Genomic DNA, 20,160 nt, shown 5'->3' with positions numbered 1-20,160 from the left:
GCCTTTATCGTGGATTGGGATATTGTAGCATAACTCTGCTAGCAAAGGCTGCTTGCCCAAAGGCTATGCCGCCATCATTGCAAGGCACAAAAGTATGGAAGTGATACTCTATGCCCTGCGCCCTTAGCATTGCCCCTAGAATCTCGCATAAAAGCTTGTTTTGAAACACGCCGCCGCTAAGCCCTATGCGCGCAGTTTTGTGCATTAGGATAAATGATGTGGCAATGTGGGCTAGTGTGTAGAGAAATTTGTAGGCGATGAAGCCCTTTGTGGCATTTGTGGCAAAAGTGGATTCTAGTGCTAGGACATCATCACAAATTACTGCAATCATTCTCTGCCATTGGATAATGCCATTTTGTGTGATTGTGTAGGGGTAGGGGGCTTTGGGGGTGCTTGGCTCTTGCGCTATAGATTCTAGTAGTGCGCCTGCTTGCCCTTCATAAGTGGTAGAATCTAGTAGCCCTAGTAAATGCGCTACACCATCGATGATCCTACCCACACTGCTTGTTGTTGTGCTTTTATCCTGTGGGCTGGATTTTGCTAATGCTAGCAAAGGCTTTGGCAGGCAAGCTTCATAGCGTGCAATCATCGCGCAAGCCCCCGCTTCTAGTGCAAGCACATAGGCTATGCGCTTAATATCGACTATCGCCCTTTCACCGCCAAGTAGATACAATGGCGCGAAATGCCCCACGCGCTTAATCTCCCTGCAATCGCCAAGCAAAAATTCTCCCCCCCAAATACTGCCATCTTCTCCAAGTCCGCTTCCGTCCCACACGACACTTAGGATCTGCTCTTCTTCACTGCGTGCCATTTCTGCCCAAATCGCGCAGTGGTGGGCGTGGTGGTGATAGAGGCTAAGATGTGTGGCGTGGTGCTGTTTGGCGAGATTTTGGGCTAGCTTGGTTGTCTCAAATCGTGGGTGCTTATCGCTTATGATGATAGAGGGCTTTTGCATAGATGGCAAAAACACTGCTAGATTCTCTTCCAAGCGTGCCAAAGACGCAGGGCTCTGTAAGCTGCCGATATATGGGGTTATGATAGTGTGTGTGGCAGTAGCTAGAGTGGGGGTGATTTTCTCTCCTGCGCCTAGGGCTATGATTGTTTGATGTGGATTTTTAGGCGTAGAGAGTGGGGGGCTTATGGTGCTTGGAGCTAGCCCTCTTGCTAGGCGGATAGGGCGCATTTGAGAGTCTATATAGCGCGTAATGGAGTCATCAATCCCGTGTAAAATCTCTCTACCAATATCTAGCACATAAGGTGTGATATGTGCTAGCTGGCTTAAGGCATCATCTACTTGAGTGATGATAGGCTCTGCTTTAAGATTGGCACTTGTGTAGATTATGGCGCGAGGAAAAAGATCAAGCAAAAGATGGTGCAAGGGGGTGTTGGCAAGCAAAATGCCAATGGTATTTAAATTTGGGGCGATAGCGTTTGTGGCAATGGGTGTTAGCTTTGCTTTGGGGGATTTGGATTTTATGCGTGCTAGCACAATGGGCGCAGCAAGCGAAGTAAGCATATCTTCTTCCTCCTTGCACAAATGCGCGATACTTCTTGCTTGCTCTAAGTCTTTACACATTATGGCAAAGGGCTTGTGTGGGCGGTTTTTACGCTCTCTTAAGCGATGAATAGTGTGCGCATTTGCACTATCGCAAATAAGTGCAAACCCCCCTAACCCCTTAATGCAAACAATTTCCCCTTGCTCTAAGAGTTTAGCGCATAGCTCTATGCTTGCATACTCTTTGGCAAGTGTAGCGTTGCCCCTAGAATCTATCAGCCTTAGTGCAATCGCGCAGGCATTGCAAGAAATAGGCTGGGCGTGGTAGAAGCGACTGCTTGGCGAGCTAAAATCCTGCTTGCAAGCTTTGCATAGGGGGAAGTCTCTCATACTTGTGCGCTCTCTATCATAGGGCAGAGTGTCAATGATACTATACCTTGCGCCACAATTTGTGCAAGCGCATAGGTGGTAGTGGTAAAAGCGTGAAGTAGGTGTAAAAATCTCTTGCAAGCAATCTTTACAAGTCGCGCTATCAGTAGGGATAGAGAGTGGGCTTTGGCTCTTAGAGCTATGAGATGGCAAAATGCTAAATCGTGCTTGTAAAGTGCTTGGCTCAATCTGCGCTAGGCTAGGGAGTGCGCGAAGTGCTAGGTGTAAGGGATAAATAGTGATATGTGCAATATGAGCACTCTGCGGCAAGGCGCACAAAAGTGCATTGAGAAATGGCAGTGCGCGCAGTGGCAGCAAGGAAGCTTTGGCACTAGAATCTACAACCACACAAGGATAAATCCGCATAAATCGCGCGTTATGCCTTTTTGGTGCTATAAGCTTTGGCAGGCTTGGGCAATCAATAGCTATGATTACATCACCATTGTCATTATACACACCCCCACAAAGCCCAAGCTCTGTGGCTATGCGATACACAATCGGGCGGAATCCAACGCCCTGCACCACACCCACAAATCGCAAAACTAGCATCAATAAAGCTGCATACTCACGCAGTGCAAGCTGCCGTGCCACTCAATGAGTGTGCGCGCATTGACCCCTAGCACCGCTCTATCAGGCAAGGCTTCTTTGAGCAGGGCTAGGGCTTGTGTGTCGCTTGGATCATCATAGATTGGCACAAGCAGTGCGCCATTAACAAAGAGAAAGTTCGCATAGCTAGCAGGCAGCCGCTCGCCAAGCTCATCATAGATCGCACGCACAAAAGGTAGGCGGCAGAGTTTATAAGGACTACCATTTGCCTGCTTTAGCGCGCGCACTTCTTGCTCCATAGCTTGTAGGGCTTGATAGTGTGGGTCGCTTGTATCATCGCAGCTAATGTAGGCTATGGTATCTGGGCTTAAAAAGCGCGCTAGCATATCAATGTGGCTATCAGTATCATCGCCTTGTAAAAAGCCATTTTCTAGCCATAGCACGCGTTTTGCTCCTAGGCTTTGGCATAGAGTGGATTCTATCTCTGCTTTGGTGTATGTGGCGTTGCGATTAGGCTCTAGCAAGCAAGCAGTGGTTGTAAGGATCGTGCCTAAGCCATCAGTATCAATGCTCCCTCCTTCTAGGATAAAGGAGCTAGATTCTAGTGGGAGCTGCCCTAGCGCGCCTAGCTTATGTAGGGACTTGGTGATTTGGTTGTCAAAATTGCTGGGGTATTTGAGCCCCCAGCCATTGAAGCTAAAATCTAGCAAGAGATTAGATTCTATCGCACTAGAATCTAGCTTTTGCGCGCAAGTAATCACCCCAAAATCCCTAGCCCAAGTATCATTTGTAGGCACAAACGCTAGGGTGATTTGGGGGGTAAGTGTATGTGTCGTGTAGGGTGTAAGCGGTGGTATATCACTGCCAAAATGCCTGCACAGCACTGCTAGCCCTTGTGTATCGTGTATATCGATACACACAAGCACTCTCTCAAATGCGATAATGGATTCTATAATGTCTAAAAAGCACTGCCTAGCCTTGTCAATCTTACTTGCCCAATCGCTCCTAGTATGCGGAAATGCAAGCAAGATGGCTGCTTGTTGCTCCCACTCTGCGCGCAGTCTTTTTTCTACCTGCTTCATAGCTATCCTTTACATCAATAAATCATTGACAGAAGTGCAAGGTGGTATTGTAGCAAAGCACGATATGGTTTTAAAGCAAAAGCTAGGAAAGCTTTTGTTACAATTTGCCCAACTGCCAATGAAGTAAGGAACATAATGAAGCGTGAAGATGCAAATGCGTATTTACTTAATGTCGAGCGCGGGCTTATCGCGGCATTTTTGTTTGATGAGCATATTTTCACCCAAGTGCAAGACTCGCTTGTAGTGAGCGACTTTTTGTTCGCACAGCACCAAAAGATCATTGAAATAGCCCTAGAGCTAAAGCTGCAAAATCTCCCTATAAATGCCGAATTTGTCGCTTCTAGGATCAAAGATAGCAAAATCAGCGAAGAAGATTTCGCTCATATCATTGCCACAAGTCCTATTGCCAATGTCGCTGCCTACATTAAAGAGATCAAAACCGCTTCTATTAAACGCCAGCTTGCCACCCTTGCGACCAAGATCGCATCTCGCACAAGTGATGTAAGCATTGAGAGTGATGTGCTGCTTGATGAGGTTGAGCGCGAGATTTATGCGATTTCTTCAAAGAGTGCGCATACAGAGTTCCAAAGTGTGCGTAGCGTGATTGATAGCACACTACAAGAGATAGAGGAGATGAAAAAGCGTGGCTCTAATGATCTTGTGGGCGTGGATACGGGCTTTGCAGAGTTGAATCAATACACCACAGGCTTTCGCTCTGGAGAGCTTATCATCATCGCGGCGCGCCCTGCTATGGGGAAAACAGCGTTGTTTTTAAATATGATCCAGCATACACTTAATCGCGGCGGTGCAGTAGCAATCTTTAGCCTAGAAATGCCCGCTACGCAGCTAATGTTTCGTATGCTTTCTTCTCTCACTTCTATCCCCTTGCAGACTTTGCGGAAAGGCGAGCTCAATGACACAGATTGGAGCAGGCTTACAGAAACGACCCAAATGCTCCTATCAAAATCGCTCTATATCGATGATGGCAGCTCGCTTACCATAGCCCAGTTGCGCTCCAAGCTGCGCAAGCTTAAAGCGCAAGTCCCAAGCCTACAAGTAGCGGTGGTGGATTACCTGCAGCTTATGCGCGGTGGTGGGGGGAGAAGCGATAGTGCGAGGCACGAGGAAGTGAGTGAAATCTCACGCGGGCTAAAGACGCTTGCAAGGGATTTAGAAATCCCCATTATCGCGCTATCCCAAGTGAGTAGGGCGGTGGATTCTAGGGAGGATAAACGCCCGCAGCTCTCTGATCTAAGAGAGTCTGGCTCAATCGAGCAAGATGCCGATGTGGTGCTGTTTTTGTATCGAGAAGATGTGTATGCCATTAGCACACTGCGCAACAATATAGAAAAAATCCAAAACAACCCCAAAGATGATCAAAAAGACAAAGACAGCCTAAAGAAGCTTCAAAGCAAGCTTGAAGAGCTACGCAAAAAGAGTATCGAGCCAGCAGAAATCATCATCGCCAAAAATCGCAATGGCGAGACTAAAACCATTAGAATCCAATACAATAAGCCCTTTATCCGCTTTGAAGATGTGGCAAGTGGGGCGCGTGAGCTTCCCTATGAGCCTACGCAAGCTAAAATCGATGTAGCTCCTGTGCAGGTTGTGCCAATTTAAGCAGACTTCAACCAAATGGCGCAAAAGACCAAAGGCTCACCTTATGCAATCGCGCTTTTTTCACCTAGGCAGTGGGTGGCGGCATATTTGGTGCTCTTTGTGCTGCTTTGCGCGCGCATTGGGCTTGATTACTATCAGTTTCGAGCACTGCCCTTTGAGCAGCCTAGCGAGATAGAAGCTCTTGTGCAAGCGCAATATACAAAGACCAAGAATGATAAATCCTACTTTGTGCTAAAGCTTAGGCATAACTCTCACACACTCTATACAACTTCTAAAGAGGATTTAAAGCTCCTGCAAGGGCGCAGTGTGCGGCTGTATGGAAAAATGGGGAAAGATTGCAGCTTTGTGAAATACTTGCAAAGCTGCTTTTTTATGAGCTTTTCTATCGCGCTACTGCCGCATAAGCAAGCTAGCACTCCGCTCAAAGAGGCGATTTACAAGCAGCATACAAATCCTATCCACGCAAGTTTATTTAGCACACTATTTTTCGCTACTCCACTTGATAAAGCGTGGCGTGATGTGAGCAATAAGCTAGGGCTTGCACATATTTTTGCTATTAGTGGATTCCACCTAGGGATCATCTCCTTTGTGCTTTTTGCTCTGCTAGCTCCATTGTATCGCATAATGCAAAGGCGGTATTTTAGCTATCGTAATGAAATTTATGATCTAGGGCTACTTGTGCTGCTAGCACTTTTTGGGTATTTGCTTGTGCTAGATTTTACACCTTCGTTTTTGCGGGCGTTTGTTATGGCTTCTGTGGTGTTTATGCTCTATGTCTCTGGCTTGCAGATTCTAAGCTTTGCTATGCTCTTGTTTGTAGGGGCACTTTGTGTGGTGCTATTTCCTAGCGTGGCGTTTAATCGTGGGTTTATCTTATCAATGGCTGGGGTGTTTTATATCTTTTTATTTGTGCGCTATGCAAGCAAGCCTAGCTCGTGGCGTAGCTTATGTGTGCAGATTCTTGGACTTAATTGTGCGGTGTTTTTGAGTATTGCGCCTATTGTGCATTGCTTTTTCCCATATTTTTCACCCTATCAGCTTGTCTCAATCCCTGTAAGCATTGCTTTTGTGGTGATTTTCCCCCTTGCGGTGCTTTTGCATAGTGTTGGCTATGGGGGGATCTTTGATGGCGTGCTAGATTCTGTGCTTGCAGCGCAAATCCCAAGTGCGGAGATCTATACGCCGCTATGGTTTTTGGCTCTGTATATCGGGGTAAGTGCTTTGGCTATGCGATTTGCTTATGGCTATTACGCGCTGATTAGCTTGGCTTTAGGATTTTATGGGTATTTATATTATGAGATGTATTTGGGAATGTAATTTGCTTAAAACTTGTGTAAAATCTGCTAATGTAAAGTATTTTAGGAAGTTTGGGAGTGTCTTGTGCGAGCATATATAAGTCTTGTGTGTAGTGTGGTGTGTGGGGCGTTTTTCTTAGGCTGTGCTAATAATCTTATTGAGATGAAATATGCTTCTTCAATCCAGCATAGCTACCAGCTCAATATCAATGCCCCTGTGATTATCGCGCCCCATAAAGGGGACTTGCTCGCTGCTTCATACATACCTTTTATCAAGCAAGCATTAGAAAAAAGAGGGTTTAACTCCTTGTATATGCAGGGGCAAATCCCAGAAAAAAGTGCGCGCAATATCATCTATGTAAGCCTTGTGAAAATGATGAGAAGCTATCCTAGCTCTAGCGTGCAGTATATCCCATCAAAGATGATCGATCGCTCCGCGTGCTTTAACTATGATGGAATGTATTACTGCAGGGAGGAGACCTATCCTATCATCACTGGCTATACCACTTCGCTTAATCTCTCTGCAGAATATCATTTCATTATGGATTGGTATGATAATCATATGAAAAAGCGGATTCTCTATATCGATGGCTCGATCCAAGATGGTGCGTGCATTTATGAGGGGATTTATCAAGATCTAATCCAGCAGACAATTTCTAGGATCGATTTTGCTAGGGGTGAGAGCTATAGCTATAGCGCGCCGCTTGCTTACTACAACTTCAGCTGCCTTATTAGCCGCACTAAAATGCTCGGGGTTAAAAAGTAGATTCTAGCCTTTCTTCGTCATTGCGAGCCAACAAGCAAGCAATCCACAATAAAGAGTAGAATCTAGCTAAGCAAAATCTAGCAAGACAAAATTTAGTAGATAGAATCTACTTTTATCATTTCCCAGATTCTACCACCTAAGTCTGCTTGGCTAGAATCTAGCGCACCCACTGCGTGAGTGTGTGCATATCATCATAGCTTGTCATATCTAAAGTAATTGGTGTGATGGAGACATAGCCACTCATCACCGCGCTAAAGTCGCTTACTCGCTCGCTGCGCTCTTCCCACTCAAGCTCGTGCGTGCCTAGCCAATAATACTCTTCATTGCGTGGATTGCGCGCTTTGGCTACATCGTTGCCATAGAGACGCACACCTAGCTCTGTGATCTTGTAGCCTTTAGATTCTGTGGCAATGGGGACATTGACATTAAGAAATCTGCGCTTGGGTAGTGGGTTATGCGCTAGGAGCTTTTGCGCTAGGTCAAATGCCACTTTTTTTGCAAGGCTAAAATCACACTTCCTATCGCACTCTTTTTTAAGTAGCTGTGAAATCGCTATGCTAGGGACCCCTAGAATCGCGCCTTCCATAGCCCCTGCTGCAGTGCCAGAGTAGGTTACATCTTCGCCCATATTGCAGCCGATGTTAATCCCAGAGACAATTAAGTCTGGCTTGCGATTATGCTCCTTATAGAGTGTGTTGCACGCTAGGTAAATGCAATCTGCAGGCGTGCCATCATCAAGCTTGTAAGAGTCTTTGCCCACAGAGATAAGGGAGAGAGGCTTTGTGATGGTAAGTCCGTGTCCGCACGCGGATTTCTCTCTAGCTGGAGCGACTACACACACACGCCCCAGCGGGCTAAGTGCCTCCTTTAGAGCTAGAATCCCAGCAGCATCAAAGCCATCATCATTGGTGATTAGAATCTCTTTCATACAATCTCCTTAAAATAATCCCCCAAAAGTATTGAGAGATTCTTAGCTATGGGCTGCGGGAAATTATGCAGGGTTTGTGTGAGCGCACTAGATTCTGCTTGCAAAAGCTCTTTAGCCTGTGCTAGTCCCAAGAGATTGACATAGCTATTTTTACGCGCGTCATTGCGCGTGGGCTTGCCTGCTTGGGCTGCTTCTTGCACTGCATCAATCACATCATCTCGTATTTGGAAAAACAGCCCAAGTCGCAAGCCAAAGTCCCATAAATCCTGCGCGAGAGAATGTGGGGCATTGGCAATGATAGCACCCATTTTGAGACTTGCGGCGATGAGCTTTGCTGTTTTGTTGCTATGGATTTCTTGGAGCTTTTCTAGCGGCAGGGCTTGATTCTCAAAGTGGCAGTCAAGTGCCTGCCCAATGATCATACCGCCTATCCCGCCAGCATAAGCAAGCTCTTTTACAAGCTGGACTTGCACACTAGAATCTAGCTTTGAGCAGCTTAGGAGATAGAATGCATAAGTATTAAGCCCATCGCCTACAAGTGTCGCGCTTACTTCATCATAGGTTGTGTGTAGCGTAGGCTTGCCCCTGCGCAAAGGAGCATTATCCATACAAGGCAGATCATCGTGGATTAGCGAGTAAGTATGCAGGCACTCTAATGCTAACGCTGGTAAAAAGGCGTTTTGAACCATTAGTGGATTTAGCCCAGAGACAACAGCGAGTAGCAGATTAGGGCGGAAACGCTTCCCTCCACAAAGGAGCATCTCCCAAAAAGCCGTGGCAAAATATGGGTGGAAGCTTGGGATTTGTGGCGCGCTTGCTTGCAAAAATTGCTCAAACTCTTGGATACTTTGCTGGTATTGCATTATGCTCCTTAGATTCTAGCTTATACTTAGAGTGCCATTCGCACGGAATCAAAAAGCGCGTCCATATTCTGCTCTGGGATAAAATACTGCACGCCAAGTCGCTTTGCCTCCTCGGCTTTTTCATAATCAGGCAGCTTTGCTACTACAAGACAGAATATAATGGGCTTTGCTGGCTCTTTTTGCGGGAGCTGTTTGGTGTTTTGGATAAAATCTAGCGCGCTCATCTCGCCGATTTGCTCATCTAGCACGACAATATCTTGCCGTGTGGTAGCAAGTAGCTTTAGCGCATTGATTGGGTTTTTATCTACACTAACTGTAAGGGTAGAATCTATTTTTTCAATGACTTCTTTGTATTTAAGTGCATCAACAGCCGAGCCACGCAGAACAAGCACATTTTTATGACTGATTTCTTCTAAGTATTTTAAGAGGCTAAAAAGCTCTTTTGTCTTTGGTGAAGCTTTGTTTCTATCAAGACCGCGGAGAAAATAGCGCAAAAATGTCTTAGAGGAAAACCCCCCTTCAATCCGCGCATCGCGGAAGAACTTGCGCACGATTTGAGACTTCTTCGCCCTGTCCCAAAGCTCGGAATCTAAATCATACGCTTTGGAGTTTAGCAAGCCCACAAAGCGGTCTTTAATGTCGCGCAGCATTGGCGCATAGACATCGACAAACTCTTGGAAATGCACTTCTCTAAACTTCTTCATTCGTTCTCGCTCGTGCGCTAGCCACTCTTGGCGCGTGGCGATAAACTGGATAAGATCGACATAGGTTCTGCGCATCATTTTGACTTCTTTTTCAAAGCGCAAGTATTCTTGCCCACCGCGCCCAGATCCACTTGCCATACGCTGCAGACGCTTCTCGCTGGCATCAAGATTGTTTCCTAGGACTTGGCATTGTGCTTTGGCATTATTTAGGGCTAGCTGGGTGGCTTCTATGTCTTTTTCCACTTTGATGTATTCTGTTTGTTTGGAGAGAAAGATCTTTTCAAAAGCGTAGGCGGGGGTGTATTGGGCTTTTTTTACATAGTTTTCAAACTCTTTCCATAGGTGATTGATCTCTAGTTTTGCCTTGCGCAGTTCGTCATTTTCTATAAGATTGTCCATCTCACATAAGTCATTATATGCCGTGAGCAGAAATCGTCTCATACGCAAAAAGTCAAGGCTCAAATGCCCTTCTATGAAGTCTTTATACTCAAGTAAGATTTCATTCTCCCTAGCGAAAAACTCTTCAATACACACATTTGGCAGCTTGGTCATAGGGATTTCATCTGGGTCAATGGGCTTTGGCTTGATTCTAGCGTGGGTTACCACACGCATTTCTACTTCAAACTCTACTTCTTCCCCCACAGCCATCTCTCCAGAGTCTGTATCCCACACTGCAAAATCAAAGTCAAATACGCGTTGGTTCAAGTCCTGCTCTATCTTGCCCTTTTTTGCCTCTTCATCAATAACAATTAGCTTCCCTGTTAGCATATAGATTCTCTCCTAATTCCTGCTAGTCAATACACACAGCTCAAACTCGCCAAATTATAGCAAAATATAAATAGACTCACACAAACCTAGTGGCAAAATCGCAGCGCATAAGTTTTGCTCTTATTTGCTATAATTGCCCAAATCGATCAAGGATACACCGCACGATGGCACAAGTAAAAAGGATAAAACTACGCAATATTACTATGATGAAACCGCTGCTACTTTGGCTTGCTTGTATTGGCTTGGCGTATGGGCTTGATTATTCGGCGTGCAAGGCTTACTACAAGCAAGCAAGCAGCACGATAGATTCTACTAGGGTGTATTCTGTGTTGTATAAAAATACGCCTTATCTCATCGCCTTTTCGCAAAAGCCTTTGCGCTCTTCGCGCATTATCAAGCACGACCCTTTTTTAGGGCTGTATCTTTTCTCTGGCAAGCTGCCAAAAAGCTACCGTCTAAAACCACTTGATACTTTTGCTCACACTTTGCCGCTAGCTGCTGTTAATGCGACACAAGCAATACCCGGGAGTGTTGTAAATTTTGAAAAAGGCGTGTTTGATCTAGGGAAGTTTAGCACGACCTTGCCTAACGATTCTGTCATTAGCACGATTTGCTATCAAAGCTACGGGATTAGCGCGTATGGGCAATACTTCGTCCCCAAAATTTTAATCGATCGATTTTTAAGCGCGCGTGGTGGGCAGTATGGAGATATTGGCGTGCGAGTCGCCCCAAATCTACAAGCTAGTAACGATCAGCTTCCAAAAGGCGTGATTGTCGAGCAAATTGATATATTTTTCCCACAAAGGCTACTACTGCCAAAAGATAGGATTCTAGCAATCAATGGGCGCGAGATTACTTCTCTTGCGCAGTTTGAGTGGCTTGTGGCAGATCTTGTGCCAAAAAGTAAGGCGCAAGTGAGAATCCTGCGCAACAATAAGCTACTTGAAGTATCTGTGCAAGTGGATCGCCGATATGGTGGAGGGATATTGCAGGACACATTTTTTGAGCGTTATGGGGTGGTGATTGATAGGGATTTGGTGATTCGGGCGATTGCAAAGCCCTTGCCAGATGGACTATCTCAGCTAAGTGTGGGGGATAAATTCATCTGGGTTGATAAGACACCCATCAAAAAAGACAGCGACTTTTGGCATTTTCGCCAGCTTCTTTCGCAAGCGGCTTTGCGCGGGAGAGTCGAGCTACTCTTATTGCACGATGGAGTGGAAGTGTTTTTGCGATCAAATCTCTAGAATCTTGTAGTGCTACTCAAGGTAAGATTCTATCTCTTGAAGCGATGTTTGGTTGTGCGCTCTAGTGCTGGTGAAATTGTTTTTTTACCACAAGTAGGCTACAATGTGGGCTAATTTCTAAGTTTTACTCTTAAAGTATTTTGTGGTTTTTAAGGTTTAGTATGAAAGAGCTATTTGAAGGTGCGATCAAGTTCCAAGAAGAAGACTTTTCCGCGCACAAAGATTTATATGAGTCGCTAAAACAGCACCAAGACCCACATACGCTATTTATCACCTGTGTGGATTCTCGTGTCGTGCCTAATCTTATCACCAACACCAAGCCTGGGGATTTGTTTGTCGTGCGTAATGTGGGCAATATCGTCCCCCCTTACAAAGAGTCGCAGACTTTGCGCGAGGGCTTTTTGGCTACCACAGCAGCGATTGAATACGCGCTTACTATTTTAGAGATACAAAACATCATCATTTGTGGGCATAGTAATTGCGGGGCTTGTGAATTTATCTACGAGCCACCTAAAAAGCTTGATGAGACTCCTTATGTGAAAAAGTGGCTAAAGCTGCTTGACCCTGTGAAAGAAAAGGTGCAAGCCCTAAAGCCTAGCTCTAAATCTAAGCGCACTTGGCTTACAGAGCTAATCAATATCGAGCAGCAGCTAGAGAATCTTATGAGCTATCCCTTTGTGGAAGATCGCTTTGATAGGGGGGAGCTGCGCGTGTATGGGTGGTATTACATTATCGAGACAGGTGAGATTCTAAACTACAATATGATCAAGCGCGAGTTTAAGCCCATTGTCCAAAAGGACAAAAAGTGATACCCACAAAGCAAATGCGCTTCTTGGCGCGTTTGTGTGCTGTGGCTTTGCTTTGCTGCGGCACACTAGCTGCAAAGTCCAAGGCAGCTGAAGAGCTTTTTAATGCGCTAAATATGCAAGTATGGCTTGATAGCACCACTACCCAGCTTAAAGATCTGCAGCACAAAGCTCAATCATCATCTTGCTTGAGTGAAGCGAGTAAAAAGGTGTTTAAAAGTGAAATGACAGGGGCTATAAAAACTATCCAAAAAGATGGCAAAAGCTCCTTGCTGCAAGCACTAGATTCTCGCCCTTATAAAAGTGAGCTTTTAGATGCGTTACAAACGCCCATTGGAAAAAGGCTTGGCAATGCCCTTGCTAGCAAGAATATGAGTATATTTAGCTGTAGATTCCAGTATTTTGACCAATATGAGAGCTTTTGGAGTGATGAATTTAGCCTGCAAGATATGCGAGCTTTCGCAGACATACTTCTAAGCAAAGCACCGGCATTTGCGCAAGAGTATGGCTTGTTTGTGTCTAGGGTTTTAGAAAAGCTAGAATCTAAAGAGCTAGATTCTATAAGTAGCGAGCTTGCACGCTGTGGGATTGACTTTGAGGAATATTATTGCCGTTAGTGTAAAGGCTTTATAATGCAAGTTAGAATTTAGAGTAAGGAAAGGCAATGGCAGAGATATTTCAACCAAACAACAAGCTAACTATCTTCTGTGGTCCTTGTGTGATAGAGAGCCTAGAGCAGCTGCAGCGCATTGCTGCTGGGCTAGAGTTTTTACACAAGTGCGATGATTGTGAGCTCTACTTCAAAGCAAGCTTTGATAAAGCAAATCGCACAAGCCTTGAGAGCTACCGCGGTCCGGGGCTTGATAAAGGGCTTAAAATGCTAGAATCTATCAAAAGGGATTTTGGCTACAAGCTTATCACAGACATACACGAGTCCCACCAAGCAGCTCTGCTTGCTGAAGTGGTTGATGTGGTCCAGATTCCAGCATTTTTGTGCAGACAGACAGATTTGATTGTCGCAGTAGCAAAGACAAAGGCGCAGATCAATATCAAAAAGGGGCAGTTTATGAACCCAAAAGATATGCGCTATAGCGCGCTAAAGGCGATTAAAACTCGCGGGGGCACAGAGGCTAGCTACCTAGAATCTAGCAAATATGGAGTATGCTTGACAGAGCGGGGGTCAAGCTTTGGCTATGGAAATTTGGTCGTAGATATGCGCTCGCTTGTGATTATGCGTGAGTTTGCGCCTGTGATTTTTGATGTAACTCATAGCGTGCAAATGCCCGGTATGGGTGGGGGTAAAAGTAGTGGAGATAGCTCCTTCGCCCCATATCTAGCGCGATCAGCAGCGGCTGTGGGGGTTGATGGGTTTTTCATAGAGACGCATTATGACCCAGCAAATGCCCTAAGTGATGGGGCAAATATGATTGCTTTAGAGAAGCTGCCTACGCTTTTTGATGAGATCTTTGCTATTAGAAATGCGCTTAATGCGCGCTAAATTTAAATAAGGAGTGCTTATGAGAATACTTGAAGGGAAAATTATTTTACAAGGTGATGAGAAAGTCGCCATCATCTGCTCTAGGTTTAATCACATCATCACAGATCGTTTGGTGGAGGGGGCGAAGGATAGCTTTTTGCGCCACGGGGGGAATGCTGATTTGCTAGACATCGTGCTAGCTCCGGGGGCGTGGGAGCTGCCATTTGTGCTTGATCGCTTGCTAAAAAAGGGGCAGTATCAAGGGATATGCGCGCTAGGAGCGGTGATCCGCGGGGGGACGCCACACTTTGACTATGTAAGTGCGGAGACGACAAAGGGCATTGCCAATACTACTTTGCAATATGGAGTCCCTGTGAGCTTTGGCGTGCTAACGACTGATAATATTGAGCAGGCAATCGATAGGGCAGGCGCAAAAGTGGGGAACAAAGGCTTTGAAGCGATGAATTCACTCATTGAGCTTATGGATTTATGTAAGGCAATTTAATGGCGACTAGGACGCAAGCGCGCGAGGCTGTCGTGGGGCTATTGTATGCCTATATGTGCGGCAATGGCGCGGTGCTAGAATCCGCACCCACGATGCTTACTGCGCGCAAGATTAAAAATAAGCAGCAAGATTTCGCGCTAGGGCTTTTGCGTGGGGTGATTGAGCGGTTTGACTCGTTGGGAGAGGAGCTGGAGCAGCATTTGAAGGAGTGGGAGTTTGAGCGGCTTGGGCAAATGGAGAAGAGCATACTACGGCTTGGAGCGTATGAGATACTCTACACACAAACTGACTCGCCCATCATCATCAATGAAGCCATAGAGCTAGCCAAAATGTATGGAGATGATAATGCCCCTAGGCTTATCAATGGCGTGCTTGATGCGCTCTCTCGCGCACAAAAGCAAGAGACTTGACCTTGCGCTCGTATTGTTTAGATTCTAAGGGCTTGTTGCTTTTCAAGTCCTTAGCAGAGAATTATATACCCTATAAAACCCTTTGAAAATGAAATGTTTTAGCAGTTTTCCTTGTTTTCTGTCTTATTCAGTTTGGTATTGATGGCAACAAGCTGCTCGCGCATATCAATAAAGAGAAAAAACACATAAAAGATTGAAACAAGTAGCAATACTCCACCAACGATAACTCCTAGACCTGCTAGTGGATTGTAAGAAGCCATCATGCCTAGACCAGAGATGATAATACCAATAAGACTAAGCACATAAACTAGCGTGACGATAAAATTTCCCACAGATATGGTAAAACGACGAAACATTGTTTCTCCTTAAGAATGTAATTTGTCTTTGTCATACAAGACAACGCATTATAAACAAGCAACCATAAGCCCATCAAATAAAAGTGTTTTTTTTTTTTTTTTTTTTGATTTGTGCCATTTTGTTACAAAGTCGCAGTGTTTATGGGGTGACAACAGAAAAAGTCTTTTTCATTTAAGCCTTTACATCGTGCGGAGCTTGGTGATCTCATCGCGGATTCTAGCCGCTTCTTCAAACTCTAATGCCTTGGCGGCTTGGTGCATTTTGTGCTGCAAATCTTTAATGATCGCCTCTCTTTCAGCCTTGGGGATTTTGCGCAGCTTGCTAGCTTTCTCATAAAGAGTGCTAGAGCTCTCTAGTTTTAGCTCCTGCTCGACATTGCGCGCGACACTCTTTGGCGTGATATTATGCTCCTTGTTAAACGCTTCTTGTTTAGCTCGGCGATAGTCTGTAATATCAAATGCCCTTTGCATAGAGCCTGTAACTTTTTTCGCATATAAAATCACCTTGCCATTGACATTCCTAGCCGCCCTCCCCATTGTTTGAATAAGGCTTGTCTCACTGCGTAAGAATCCTTCTTTATCCGCATCCATTATCGCTATTAGGCTCACTTCTGGCAAGTCTAGCCCCTCGCGTAAAAGATTTATCCCAATAAGCACATCAAACTCCCCTAGTCGTAGTGAGCGGATAAGGTGATTTCGCTCAATGGCATCAATATCGCTATGCATATAGCGCACCTTTATTCCAAGCTCCCCATAATGCTTGCTTAGCTCTTCTGCCATTTTTTTCGTCAGTGTGGTGATAAGCACTCGCTCATTATTTTCCACCCTTAGCTTTATCTCATCGTATAAATCAAGCACTTGATTATCACTATCTCGCACTTCATACAGCGGGTCTAAAAGCCCTGTTGGGCGGATAATCTGCTCGGCAATATGGCTTTGACTAAGCTCTAGCTCTAGCTTTGCAGGCGTAGCAGAGACAAAGAGAAAATGCGGTGCTTTGTTAATAAACTCATCAAAGCGCAAGGGGCGATTATCTAACGCACTGGGCAGTCTAAAGCCATATTCCACAAGCACTTCCTTGCGGCTTCTATCGCCTGCATACATTCCGCCAAATTGCGGCAGGCTCACATGCGATTCATCAACGATAATCAAATATGGCTTGCCCTTTTGCGCAAAATAATCTAGCAAGGAATAAGGCGTTTCGCCCGGGGCTTTGCCTGTGAGATGTCTAGCGTAGTTTTCAATCCCCTTGCAGATTCCAGATTCTCTAATCATTTCTAAATCAAACTCCGTGCGCCCTTTTAGCCTTGCATATTCCACCATTTTGTCTGCTCTCTCAAACTCCGCAAGCCTAGAATCTAGCTCCGCTTCAATATCGCTCAAAGCTTGCTGCAAGCGGTTCGCCCCTACGATAAATTGATTTGCCGCATAGAGCACGACACTTTGGCTATCGCGGATTTTTACCCGCTCTAGCTCGTCCCATATACTAATGGATTCTATCTCATCGCCAAAAAACTCTAGGCGCACAAACTCCCTCTCATTATACGCTGGAAAGACATCAATACTATCGCCATTTACGCGGAAATTACCGCGCTCAAACACCACATCATTGCGCGTGTAGCCCATATCCACAAGCTTTGTAAGCAGGCTTTTATAATTTCGCTCCTGCCCCATTTCTAGCTTTTCTATCATTGTTAAATACTCTTGCGGATTACCTAGCCCATAGTTTGCCGATACTGAAGCTATCACAATCACATCATCATAGGCTAGCAGTGAAGTCGTGGCAGAGAGCCGTAGCCGCTCTAATTCATCGTTAATGCTAGAATCCTTTTCTATAAACAAATCGCGGCGTGGGATATAGGCTTCTGGCTGGTAGTAGTCAAAGTGGCTGATGAAATACTCCACCTTATTGTTTGGGAAAAAGCCCTTAAACTCGCTATATAGCTGGGCGGCTAGGGTTTTGTTGTGCGTCATTATGAGTGTTGGCATTTGCGCTTTAGCGATGATATTTGCCATCGTGTAGGTTTTGCCACTGCCTGTAACGCCCACAAGTGTGGAGTATTTCGCACCCTGTGCGATAGAGTCTGTGATTTTTTCAATCGCTTGGGGCTGGTCTCCTGCTGGAGAGTAGGGGGAATGTAGGAGAAATTGCGCCATTTGCGGTAGCCTTTGTGGAAAATTTGGCTACAATTATAGCCAATGTGGCTTGCGACACATACTTCCTAAGGAATATCAATGACATCAATCACTCAACTTGAAGAAAAGATCACAACCCTACTTAGCGCGTATGAAAGCCTAGCAAGTGAGCTAGAATCCGCACGCAAGGAGCTAGCGACCCTACGCGCAGAGTCTAGTCAAAAAGACTTGCAAATCTCTGCACTTTATGAAGAGATAGGCAGTCGCGACCGCGCCGTAGAATCTCTCTATAACAAAATCTCCACCACGCTTGATGGCAAGCAGGAATCTAGCGGGGGCAATAATGAGTGAGCAGCTAGAAGTGCGGATTTCTGGGAGAGATTTTGGCATATCGCTTAAAGGCTACAATGAGCAAGCTGGAGCGGAGATACGAGAGCTTTTTGCACATAATAATACAGATTTACTCACACTTTTGCGCGCGTATTTAGATGTCGTGCATAAAAAGTGCGAGCTAGAATCTAAAATCCAAGAAGTGGATTCTAGGATTGATCTCAGTATGCAAAGATACGCCTTGCTAGCATCTGCGCAAAACACACTAGATGATAGCCCATTAGATTCTAGCAAGTCTAGCGATGAGCTTGCTACAAACCTAGAATCCACTTTTATCCAAGAAGAGCCACACGCCCCCAATTTATTTGATCCACTGCTACAAAGGCAAGAATCCCCACTTGCGCAAAAAGATACCACAGAATAATGCCTTTTTACCATATCGCACCGCTTGGGGTGCGCTCGCCTTTGCTTACCTACACTGCGCAAACTCCCCTTGCAGTAGGCACACTTGTAGGCATACAAGTCCGCAAAAAAATCTATGATGGCGTGGTGATTGCACAAACACAAGCACCAGATTTTACTTGTAAAAATATCATAGATGTGCGGGGGTATTTTGGAAGTGTGCAGCGATTTTTAGCGCGCTTTATTGCTTACTATTATCGTGCAAATCTGCCAGAGTCTTACAAGCTTTTTCTCGCATTTGCGCACACCCCCACACTTGCGCTAGCAACGCCATTAAGACAGAATCTAAATCCCTTATCAAGTGGAGCTTTGAGATTTTATGATATACCCTTGCGCTCTAGGCTTAATCGCGCACAAAAGCAGCAAATCTTCTCTAAACTCCCCGCACTAAGCCCCACTCAAGCAAAAGCCTATGCGTTTATAGAATCTAAACCTTTAAGCCTACTCTTTGGCGATACAGGTAGTGGGAAAACAGAAATTTACTTCCACGCCATAGCGTGCGCTTTGTGTGAAGATAAAGCTGCGCTGTTTCTTATGCCAGAAATTGCCCTAACTCCACAAACTCTAGCGAGATTGCAGGGGGTATTTGGGGATTGTGTAGCACTTTGGCATAGCAAGGTTTCGCCGCGCAAAAAGAAGGAAATCCTACAAGGTTTGCATAATCAGCAGATAAAAATCATCGCAGGCGCACGCAGTGCGCTATTTTTACCACTTGCAAACATAGGGGTGGTTATTGTCGATGAGGAGCACGATGATGCGTATAAGTCGATGAGTAGCCCTAGGTATAATGCGCGTGATTTGGCTGTTTTGCTAAGTAGGCACGCAGGTATTAAGGCTGTGCTAGGCTCTGCCACGCCAAGCCTCACAAGCTACAAACGCGCCAAAGATGGCGGCTATCTCTTCCGTATAAAAGGTGGATTCTACCAAGCGCAAAAGGAATTTATCCTAGAATCCACTTTTACTTCCCTAAGCGATAGGCTGCTTTTGCTACTGCAAGAAGTGTTACAGCAGCAAAAGCAAGCGATTGTATTTGTCCCCACTCGCGCGAATTTTAAATCCCTGCTATGCCTAGAGTGTGGCTATGGCTTTGTGTGCCCATTTTGTAGTGTAAATATGAGCGTGCATCTATCGCGCGATATGCTGTGCTGCCATTATTGTGATTATAGAGAGGTGCTGCCTAGTCTTTGTCCTAAGTGTGGTGGTGAAAATCTCTCAAGCAAGCGCATTGGCACTGCGCAAGTCGCCGCCGACTTGCAAGCGATCTTCCCCCAAGCGCGCATTGCGATATTTGACAGAGATCATATCACCACGCAAAATAAGCTTGCCGCCACACTTAGCGCGTTTAAATCTGGGGAGATTGACATTCTTGTAGGCACGCAGATGTTAAGCAAGGGGCACGATTACCACAATGTCGCACTTGTGTGTGTGCTGGGGATTGATTATGTGCTGCAAGGCGGGGATTTTCGCAGCCTTGAGCGTGGTGTGGCACTTTTGCACCAGATTGCTGGGCGTGCTGGGCGCAAGGAGAGTGGAAAAGTATTTATACAGAGCTTGCAGAGTGAGTGGCTTAAGGGGTTTTTAGATGATTATGAAGTGTTTTTGCAATGGGAGCTTGCATATCGCTCATCTTCCTACCCACCTTTTAGACGACTTGCGATGATCCATTGTGATCATCGCTCTAAGGCAAAAGCGCAGGAGAGTATGCTGGCAATTTTGCAAGCCTTGCGGGCTGGAGATGGCGTTGAAGTGCTAGGGTATGGGGCAAATGCAATTGAGCGCATAGCAGATAAATGGCGGTTTCATATCTTGCTAAGTGCGCAAAAACATAGCGATATGCTGCGTGCTATGGAGAATCTTGGCGAGATAGAAGTGGATATAGATTGTATTGATACTTTGTAAGGATATTTTGGTTAATCAAAGATTAATTCCCCTGCC

The 20,160-nt window shown here is 45.4% G+C and carries 19 protein-coding genes; 12 read left to right on the top strand and 7 right to left on the bottom strand.

Going from position 1 to position 20,160, the window contains the following annotated elements; genetic code table 11:
* Nucleotides 1-4: 4 nt before the first annotated feature.
* Together hypF and F4V45_RS00875 are read right to left on the bottom strand one after the other, a co-directional pair.
* Complete coding sequence (hypF, locus tag F4V45_RS00880) at nucleotides 5-2,473, bottom strand: carbamoyltransferase HypF (protein ID WP_150336640.1); 2,469 nt, start codon at nucleotides 2,471-2,473, stop codon at nucleotides 5-7.
* The gene (locus F4V45_RS00875) at nucleotides 2,473-3,552 is read right to left on the bottom strand and encodes an agmatine deiminase family protein (protein ID WP_170235110.1); all 1,080 of its coding nucleotides are present in this window, start codon (nucleotides 3,550-3,552) and stop codon (nucleotides 2,473-2,475) included. Before F4V45_RS00875 ends, hypF begins: the two co-directional genes overlap by 1 nt.
* Before the next feature lie 135 nt (nucleotides 3,553-3,687).
* Here F4V45_RS00875 and dnaB point away from each other — a divergent pair, with 135 nt between their 5' ends.
* The 3 genes from dnaB (at nucleotide 3,688) to F4V45_RS00860 (ending at nucleotide 7,233) form a co-directional block, all read left to right on the top strand.
* Nucleotides 3,688-5,172: a replicative DNA helicase gene (gene dnaB, locus F4V45_RS00870; protein WP_150336638.1), complete on the top strand. Its 1,485-nt coding sequence runs from the start codon at nucleotides 3,688-3,690 to the stop codon at nucleotides 5,170-5,172.
* Between the two features lie 15 nt (nucleotides 5,173-5,187).
* Nucleotides 5,188-6,489, top strand: a complete 1,302-nt coding sequence (locus F4V45_RS00865; protein ID WP_150336637.1) for a ComEC/Rec2 family competence protein — start codon at nucleotides 5,188-5,190, stop codon at nucleotides 6,487-6,489.
* 63 nt (nucleotides 6,490-6,552) lie between these two features.
* Nucleotides 6,553-7,233 (top strand): hypothetical protein, encoded by a 681-nt coding sequence (locus F4V45_RS00860; RefSeq protein ID WP_150336636.1) that lies wholly within the window; start codon nucleotides 6,553-6,555, stop codon nucleotides 7,231-7,233.
* A gap of 157 nt (nucleotides 7,234-7,390) precedes the next feature.
* On the opposite strand, the gene surE is transcribed toward F4V45_RS00860, so the two are convergent.
* From surE to F4V45_RS00845, 3 genes are read right to left on the bottom strand one after another with little or no spacing between them, the layout of a single operon-like run.
* Complete coding sequence (surE, locus tag F4V45_RS00855) at nucleotides 7,391-8,161, bottom strand: 5'/3'-nucleotidase SurE (protein WP_150336635.1); 771 nt, start codon at nucleotides 8,159-8,161, stop codon at nucleotides 7,391-7,393.
* Nucleotides 8,158-9,024, bottom strand: coding sequence for a polyprenyl synthetase family protein (locus F4V45_RS00850; RefSeq protein WP_150336634.1), 867 nt, complete (start codon nucleotides 9,022-9,024; stop codon nucleotides 8,158-8,160). The genes surE and F4V45_RS00850 overlap by 4 nt, the downstream gene beginning before the upstream one ends.
* A 26-nt stretch (nucleotides 9,025-9,050) precedes the next feature.
* Entirely contained in the window at nucleotides 9,051-10,496 is a 1,446-nt protein-coding gene (locus tag F4V45_RS00845; RefSeq protein ID WP_150336633.1) for a DNA-binding transcriptional response regulator, read from the bottom strand.
* Between the two features lie 164 nt (nucleotides 10,497-10,660).
* On the opposite strand from F4V45_RS00845, the gene F4V45_RS00840 reads away from it, so the two are divergent.
* The 6 genes from F4V45_RS00840 to nusB all read left to right on the top strand — a co-directional run bounded on the left by F4V45_RS00840 (nucleotide 10,661) and on the right by nusB (nucleotide 14,941).
* Entirely contained in the window at nucleotides 10,661-11,743 is a 1,083-nt protein-coding gene (locus F4V45_RS00840; RefSeq protein ID WP_150336632.1) for a DUF7488 domain-containing protein, read from the top strand.
* Nucleotides 11,744-11,904: 161 nt separating this feature from the next.
* Entirely contained in the window at nucleotides 11,905-12,552 is a 648-nt protein-coding gene (locus F4V45_RS00835) for a carbonic anhydrase (protein ID WP_150336631.1), read from the top strand.
* The gene (locus tag F4V45_RS00830) at nucleotides 12,549-13,166 is read left to right on the top strand and encodes a hypothetical protein (RefSeq protein ID WP_150336630.1); all 618 of its coding nucleotides are present in this window, start codon (nucleotides 12,549-12,551) and stop codon (nucleotides 13,164-13,166) included. Before F4V45_RS00835 ends, F4V45_RS00830 begins: the two co-directional genes overlap by 4 nt.
* Before the next feature lie 47 nt (nucleotides 13,167-13,213).
* Nucleotides 13,214-14,047 carry a 3-deoxy-8-phosphooctulonate synthase gene (gene kdsA / locus F4V45_RS00825; RefSeq protein ID WP_150336629.1) on the top strand — a complete coding sequence of 278 codons (834 nt, stop codon included), beginning with the start codon at nucleotides 13,214-13,216 and terminating at the stop codon, nucleotides 14,045-14,047.
* A 19-nt stretch (nucleotides 14,048-14,066) separates the two neighbouring features.
* Nucleotides 14,067-14,531 carry a 6,7-dimethyl-8-ribityllumazine synthase gene (gene ribH / locus F4V45_RS00820; protein WP_023929051.1) on the top strand — a complete coding sequence of 155 codons (465 nt, stop codon included), beginning with the start codon at nucleotides 14,067-14,069 and terminating at the stop codon, nucleotides 14,529-14,531.
* Nucleotides 14,531-14,941: a transcription antitermination factor NusB gene (nusB, locus tag F4V45_RS00815; protein WP_150336628.1), complete on the top strand. Its 411-nt coding sequence runs from the start codon at nucleotides 14,531-14,533 to the stop codon at nucleotides 14,939-14,941. The genes ribH and nusB overlap by 1 nt, the downstream gene beginning before the upstream one ends.
* Nucleotides 14,942-15,039: 98 nt before the next feature.
* Here nusB and F4V45_RS00810 read toward each other — a convergent pair whose 3' ends face one another.
* Nucleotides 15,040-15,297 carry a hypothetical protein gene (locus tag F4V45_RS00810; protein ID WP_210670594.1) on the bottom strand — a complete coding sequence of 86 codons (258 nt, stop codon included), beginning with the start codon at nucleotides 15,295-15,297 and terminating at the stop codon, nucleotides 15,040-15,042.
* A 180-nt stretch (nucleotides 15,298-15,477) separates the two neighbouring features.
* Nucleotides 15,478-17,454, bottom strand: a complete 1,977-nt coding sequence (uvrB, locus tag F4V45_RS00805; RefSeq protein WP_150336627.1) for an excinuclease ABC subunit UvrB — start codon at nucleotides 17,452-17,454, stop codon at nucleotides 15,478-15,480.
* Between the two features lie 78 nt (nucleotides 17,455-17,532).
* Here uvrB and F4V45_RS00800 point away from each other — a divergent pair, with 78 nt between their 5' ends.
* Genes F4V45_RS00800 through F4V45_RS00790 form a run of 3 tightly spaced genes read left to right on the top strand, consistent with a single transcriptional unit; the run spans nucleotide 17,533 to nucleotide 20,124 of the window.
* A complete protein-coding gene (locus F4V45_RS00800) occupies nucleotides 17,533-17,784 on the top strand; it encodes a hypothetical protein (RefSeq protein ID WP_150336626.1) in 252 nt (83 codons plus the stop codon).
* A complete protein-coding gene (locus F4V45_RS00795) occupies nucleotides 17,777-18,187 on the top strand; it encodes a hypothetical protein (protein WP_150336625.1) in 411 nt (136 codons plus the stop codon). Before F4V45_RS00800 ends, F4V45_RS00795 begins: the two co-directional genes overlap by 8 nt.
* Complete coding sequence (locus tag F4V45_RS00790; protein WP_150336624.1) at nucleotides 18,187-20,124, top strand: primosomal protein N'; 1,938 nt, start codon at nucleotides 18,187-18,189, stop codon at nucleotides 20,122-20,124. Before F4V45_RS00795 ends, F4V45_RS00790 begins: the two co-directional genes overlap by 1 nt.
* The last annotated feature ends 36 nt before the right edge of the window (nucleotides 20,125-20,160 follow it).

It is taken from the genome of Helicobacter canis (assembly GCF_008693005.1).
Classification (GTDB): domain Bacteria; phylum Campylobacterota; class Campylobacteria; order Campylobacterales; family Helicobacteraceae; genus Helicobacter_B; species Helicobacter_B canis.
This window is presented reverse-complemented; position numbering and strand designations above follow the sequence as displayed.